At 41.2% G+C, this 6600-nt stretch carries 3 protein-coding genes and 1 pseudogene; all 4 read left to right on the top strand.

Translation table 11 applies throughout. From position 1 onward, the window contains the following. A pseudogene (locus Q0238_RS05190) lies at positions 1-513 on the top strand (hypothetical protein); the annotation flags it as partial. Continuing rightward, positions 513-1046 (top strand): hypothetical protein, encoded by a 534-nt coding sequence (locus Q0238_RS05185; protein WP_297943569.1) that lies wholly within the window; start codon positions 513-515, stop codon positions 1044-1046. The pseudogene Q0238_RS05190 and the gene Q0238_RS05185, both read left to right, overlap by 1 nt. A 15-nt stretch (positions 1047-1061) precedes the next feature. After that, on the top strand, positions 1062-1604 hold the full coding sequence (raiA, locus tag Q0238_RS05180; protein WP_177388896.1) for a ribosome-associated translation inhibitor RaiA: 543 nt from the start codon (positions 1062-1064) through the stop codon (positions 1602-1604). Positions 1605-2645: 1041 nt separating this feature from the next. Then, a partial coding sequence (locus Q0238_RS05175) for a hypothetical protein (protein ID WP_297943566.1) occupies positions 2646-6600 on the top strand: 3955 nt, incomplete at its 3' end.

The raw sequence follows: 6600 nt of genomic DNA, 5'->3' as shown, positions 1-6600 counted from the left end.
GATGCTTCGCCTACTAGCGTAGGTATAGGCTTCGGCTACGATAGGGCGGTTAGAGCAGACGGTAGTAACCGTGTGCTAATCGCCGTAGGTACGCCTAGTACTACTGCGAATACCAATAGTATAGAAAACGAAACTATTACTATCAACCAATATCCGTTCAACCCAAATAACGACAAATCGCAGGAATTCTCCGAGCAGTATTATATAGCTCATAGCGCCTACGCGATCGTTCCCGATCAGGTCGTAATATATACGAGAGATAATGCCGGCAATTTAAGTAAGAATTTTAATCTGCTCTTGAAGTACAACTATCGTCCATGGAGCACTGTTGCAGGTGATGCGAACTCATACAATGTCGCTAGCAGTGCACTACTGGCGGAGGATGTGAGCTTATTTAGGTTCAAGGACGATAACGGCGCTGTTGCGCTTAAACTATGTATGAGAGACGACGGCAGAAATTTTGATCCTGCAGAGTTGGATCTAAACGTTTGTAAAGCACAGGTGGTGTACTAATGAAAACTATGCGAAAAGGCTTCGCTCTAGTAGCGGCCATATTTTTTATCATCATTGTAGCGACTACCGCGATTACGGCGCTATCTATCGCGTCTATGACGGCTCGCGATGTCAATAATATCCAAGGCAGAGAGCAGGCGCTATTACTAGCTCAAAGTGCTACGGAGCTGGCAGTCCTTGCTATGCAAAAGCATCAGTATTTAACTAGCGAACTTATGGATGAACACAAGACAGCAGCGGATTATCCTACTCTAAATACTATCAGGCTAGCATATCCGTCAAATAATGCAGGCGAGAGGATGTTTGATATCACCGTAACATTCGGATATTTCGATAGACAGTTAGGGGCGCCGGACGATAATACTGTCGCTTATAGTAACTTCGGACAAGCTTCTACTGCAGTACGACCTTCCGGCGTAACTGGCGCCGTTCTAAGCCATGCCGCGCTTGTAGATGTAGTAGTAAAATCCAACGTAGAAGTTATGGGCAGACCGCAGATTACATATCATAGGCGTACTATTCAAAAACCATAATGCAAAGGAGAGACGATGAATTTAAATATCGTAGGTAAGCAGTTTGAGCTAACGGAGGCTATTAAAAATTATGTCGAAAACGCATTTGAGACGCTAGAAAAATATAATCTCGACATCATCTCTGGGCGTTGTGTAATTTCTGCTGACGAGAAGCAAGGCAAAAAGGGCTTTGTGGTAGATTTCTCATTAAATTTAGCGCATCAAGATACTATCGTCGTGCGTCAAAAAGATAAAGATCTCTATGCCGCCGTCGATCTCATCGTAGAGCGCGCCTCAAAAGTGCTTCGCAGATACCACGATAAGGTAAATTCTCACAAAAATCGCGACGAAATGAAACAAAACGCCGTAGATAATGCGGTCGGTGCCAATAAGCCAAATTTAAACGATGAAGTTGATGAGATCGTCCCTACCGAGCTGGATCTATATAAGCCGCTAGAGATCGATGAGGCGCTAAATAAGCTTAAAGAAAGTACCGATCAGTTCTTGGTCTTTAACGATATGGACGCTAAAATGCGTGTGCTTTACAAGCGTAAAGATGGTAAATTCGGCTTATTTTAGAATTTTAGAATTTTAGAATTTTAGAATTTTAGAATTTTAGAATTTTAGAATTTTTAAGGCGCGGAATTCTCGCGCCTTTTATTGTTTGAGAGTCGTTGTTTATTTGTTATTATATTATTTTTAATGTAGCCCAAGATAAACAAAATCGCATTTTATAAAATCTTTCTTTTAGGAAATCTTTAAAATTTATTTATATTTGTTCCATATCCATATAAAATTTAAGCAAAAAAAATGTAAAATAGTAGTTAAAAATTATGTTATTGACCGGAGGGTAGTATCATGAAAGTTAAGAGTTTTAGCTTCGCGCCTCTTTTGGCGCTGTTGTTTTGTTTCGTGGCGGGGGCCTTTGCGGATAATAGACCCAATATTAAGATCAATCCCGCCGTTATAGATCCTTGGGAATACCCTGATAGCGGCGTAATCAATAGTAGTGATCCGCATTGGTATTGGTATTCAAGCGGTGAATGTGGAGATGGCGCCGGTCATAATCATTGTGGAACATGGAATTTTAGTGGTATTCGAGATTGGAAAAATCAAACCCCTGTAGTTAGATTTGGCGGTCCCGGTACCTATGTATTTGGAGACTATGCCGTAGCTGGAAATACAGTGCTTAGTTTTGATTGGGACGGAGTTACAAAAGGAGTGGATAAAAACTTTATAGCTGGCGCAAACGGTCATTATTTAAAAGAGGATCCAGATACTTCGGCGGGTGCCTTTTATCTAAATAGCTCCAAATCGACTCTAAAACTACCTAAGGGTATTACTAAAGATGATATCGTTTTTGCAGCTTTGTATTGGCAAGGTAACGTAAGAGAGGCAAGAGAGCTTATCAATGAGGGATGGGATAAATACGTAGGAAATGGCGACGGAGTTAAGTTTGCGAAATGGTATAAATGGGCTAAGCTTAGAATGAAAAGCTCAAAAAGTGCAACAAGTACTGCTCCTATAGATATCCCGAGGGATAGATGTAACGGTGTAGCCGGCTGGAATTATAGGGAGAATGCTAGCTATAGAAATCTTCCTAACCCTCGGAAGGTAGAGATGCGTTTGGAATACGGCTGCTTTGCAGATATTACGGATAAAGTGAAGGCAAACTTTGTTGATTACTCTGATAGTATAGATTTTACCGTAGGAAACATAGTAGCTAGCGATGGTAGGGATAATGCCGGCGCAGCCCTTATTAATGGTGAATTAAAAAATATTAGACTCGGTATGTGGGGCGGCTGGGGTGTAATCATAGTATATGATAAGACCTTGGACTCTAGAAATAAGCTAATGGCGGATTTGCAAAGCCCTGCTAATCCTGTGGGTGTAGCGAAACCATTTACTTACGCAGAAGCTGCAAAATTTAAAAACGATTATTACAAACCTAAAAATGTAACCGTATATGGTGACTTTATAGCTATTACACCTTGGGCGGGCGCAAATGAATCTATAAACGTAAAAGCCGAGTTAAAAGGCTTTTACACTCCTAGGAGCGGTCGCGTTAATGCTAAGCTTAGTTTTTTAGGTTTTGGTGGCGAGGCGAAACTTGGACCTGAAATGAGCGGCAATGATAAGACGAAGGAATTTTTTAGAGTAGAGAATAAAAAAGCGGGCGGTAAAATGGATACTTTATATACTCCTAATGCCGCTTGGTCTAATGGAATAAACGCATTGGCTCAAATCGGAAGCGAATGGTATTCTAATATATTCGGCGGTACCATTATGAGGCTAAGAAGCGAAAATGGTGGATATGCTGCGATACCGGAAATCCTAAGAGGTAAGCATTACGAGGGAGCGGATCAGGCAGCCGCCGTGGATTTAGATGAATTTGATATAAGCGATAAAATGGGCTACGGGCAATCAAGTATAAAGTTGGAACTGGGTGGTACGTATAACTCAACAAACAACCAATCCGATCAAAACTTTATAAGTATGATAGCAATATCAGTAGATCTGTATGTTCCTCAACTATGCTATCAGTATGAGGTATATAACGCCGCTAACTGGGTAAAATTTTTTAGAACCAAAGACGAAGATCCGCAGAATGGCAAAGTTATCGGTAGCAGATATAGTAAGACTGAGATTGACGACAATAAGCCAGAGCAGATCAAAAATCCAGTAGTTGCGGGCGAGCATATCTACTATAGAATGAAATTCGAAAACAGACTAAATGGTGGTAATAGCGAGGATGCTGTAGGTGCAGTAGTGTCAATCGATTTTGCTCAGGCAGGCGCTGCCTATACCAAAGATAGTTCTACTATAAATAATGAACTAGCCATAAACGATCCTATCACTACCACTACAAATACCATACCTGCAGCGGCTGCAGAGAAGCTGGTCTATCTACGCGATGGTCAAAAGGGTGCATATAAGACGATGAAAGATGTCATAAATGGCGGCACCCCAAATGTCACGGACCCTATCTATAATGATAGGCAATTTACGACGCTAGATAATAATGTCTTAAAATTCTATATCGGTGAGGGCGCAGGCGAGATAAAAGCTGGCACGACTACTCCGGTGGGCGGTCTAATGAGACCAGGTAAAGCGGCGTATGGTGAGTTTAACGCTACCGTTAATACCGGTGCAAAAATTCTTCAAGCTCCTACTGTGACATTAAGCTACAAGATGAGTATAGATATCGGTGGCGGTCAGCGAGTCGTCTTAGATATGGATAGTGCCTCTGAACTTGAGCTGTGCGATGCAACGAAGGTTTCTAAAAGTGTTGATATCCAGCCGCTAAGCGGTTTACAGGTAGTAAATAAGAATTTTAGTAATAGCGACGACGATGATAGGCTATATACTCAAATCTCCGATAAACCTTTCGATGCGAAACTCATCTTTAGACCGGATTACGAGAGCCAATATTGTAAGTCTTATGACGATAAAACCGGTAAATGTACAGATTATATCGGTGCGGCTGCGAATTCCAAATACTTTAAAAGGGATCCTCTTACGGGCAAGCTCGTATATATCGGTAGCAAGGATAAAAAGCTTGAGAAATTTGGCTTGGGAGGAAAATTGTATTTGTCTGTCATAAGGGCAAAGAATGCTGCTACTACGTCAGACAAAGTCAGTGAGGATGATAAGAAAAATAGCGTAGTTTATGCATGCCGATCAGTAACTGATACCTTAAAAATTCCGTTTAAGCTAAATGGCGATTCCTATTCTGTAGATAAGGAATTAGATTTTAAAAACAAGAGCATTTTAACTCTAAATAATATAGAGATAGGTGATGCGTATCAAGGTCTTACGTTTATGCTTAGTTATCGTCCTGACGAGCAAGCTACCTCGAGATCCGATTTAGATAAGTATATAAAAGATAAGGACTTAAACAGCGAGGATCCTAAGGCTTACTATCTAGAGCTTAAAAAATGGGAGCTTAAGAAGCAATACGGGTATTGTGAAGCCAATGAAGATTTTGATTGGTGCAATAAAAGTCTGACTGCGGAACAAAAGAAGGATATCTGGGATAATATTATACAAAAGAAGCTGGATGAGCTTAAAAACAGTATAGATGTTGCCAGCAATGAGTTTGGCATTAAAATGTCAAAAGATGGATCATTCCACATATGCGGTAGCGATAACTTCGTGCTTCGTCCTGCATATTTCAAAGTAGATACCGATGCGCTAAATAATTCCGGTAAGTATAGCAAGATCGTAGATACTACCGCTAGTGGCGATATAACTAAAAAAGGCGTTAGTACCGATGTTTATAATCCTACCGAACTTCGCGTGGGTGGTGACTATGAGCAGAACGCAGATATTTTAGCGCACGTAATATCAGCTAGAAGTTACAGCGATAACGGCGTACCTAACTATACTGCAAGAATTGGCGGCGACCTAGGTAATCAGCGCTATCATCTACGTAAAAGCTACGGTACGGATTCCGACGATACTCAAGATATATCGACTAAGATCCGTGGCATCCAGACTTACTTGCGCCCATTCATATCTAATGAATGTGTGGCTAATGTAGATACCCAGTCTTATTATGTCGATAGAAAAACAGCCACTACTACATTAAAACGCGGTGTAAAGCAAGACGGCTGCTACGGCGGTACTGCAGTAGAGTATTCCGGTGCTAAATACAATGCCGAGACAGGCAAATACGAGATCGATCCATCGGCTATCAAAAAGGGCTCTTTTGGCAAGAGTGATGATGTTTCGTGCGTATTAAATGGTACAAGCTCAAAATTCGACGCATCGTATAGAAGAGTATGGGATAAAAATGCCGTAAGCTTATGGGCGGATTTTAATGCTAGAGATATCGTAGAGACTGGAGGTGTAGCGAAATTCAGCGGCAAAGGCAATTCTCAAGGCGCATATTTGATGACTCAGTCTAGAAAAGCCTCTGTGGATAAAGATAAAGAAAATGCCGTCATTTATACTGAAGGATTAGGTGCAAATGCCGATAAAATTTTCAATTACTACAATGTCGGTGATGTACTGGTAAGCGTCTATGATAACTCATGGACGGATGCCTACTCCGATCAGACATACTCTAAAAAGTGGAAGAGTGCTAAATGTATTATCAATTCATCTAGCAACACTCCGGACGCTAAAGGTATGGTAGGTTGCGACGTAGGCATGAGAATTGCTGCCAATAAAGATAAAGCGATAAACGATAATATTGTATTGCGCTACAAGCCGGATCGTATCAGAGTGTCGCTCGTAAGCCTTGATAATGGTATAACAACCGGCGTAGGCGATAATAATATCACGGGCGGGGTATCTGCGTATACATATTTCAATGCTCCGGATATTGAGAATAATGTAGTAATATATGGTAGTGATAACTCTACGCAAAATTTAGCGGTGACGCATCAGATAAGTCAGCTAGCCAAGCTTAAGGTCAATGCCGTAGCGTATCTATCTGACAAAGTTTATAAGGATGTCGTCGCTACGCTTTATGACGGATATAAGCAAGATGTTGGCGGCACTCCTCAAGCCGTGTGCGGATTTTCAAGCGATCTTGATTTTGCGCTAAATTTTGGATTTGATTGCGCTA

The organism is uncultured Campylobacter sp., from assembly GCF_938045775.1.
In the GTDB taxonomy this organism is placed as follows: domain Bacteria; phylum Campylobacterota; class Campylobacteria; order Campylobacterales; family Campylobacteraceae; genus Campylobacter_B.
Note: the sequence above shows the minus strand (reverse complement) of the source record. Positions and strands in the feature narration are given on the sequence as shown.

Bases quoted from the DNA above. Each gene is read 5' to 3' on its own strand.
- Q0238_RS05185 (WP_297943569.1), top strand. From the start codon at position 513: ATGAAAACTATGCGAAAAGGCTTCGCTCTAGTAGCGGCCATATTTTTT.
- raiA (WP_177388896.1), top strand. From the start codon at position 1,062: ATGAATTTAAATATCGTAGGTAAGCAGTTTGAGCTAACGGAGGCTATT.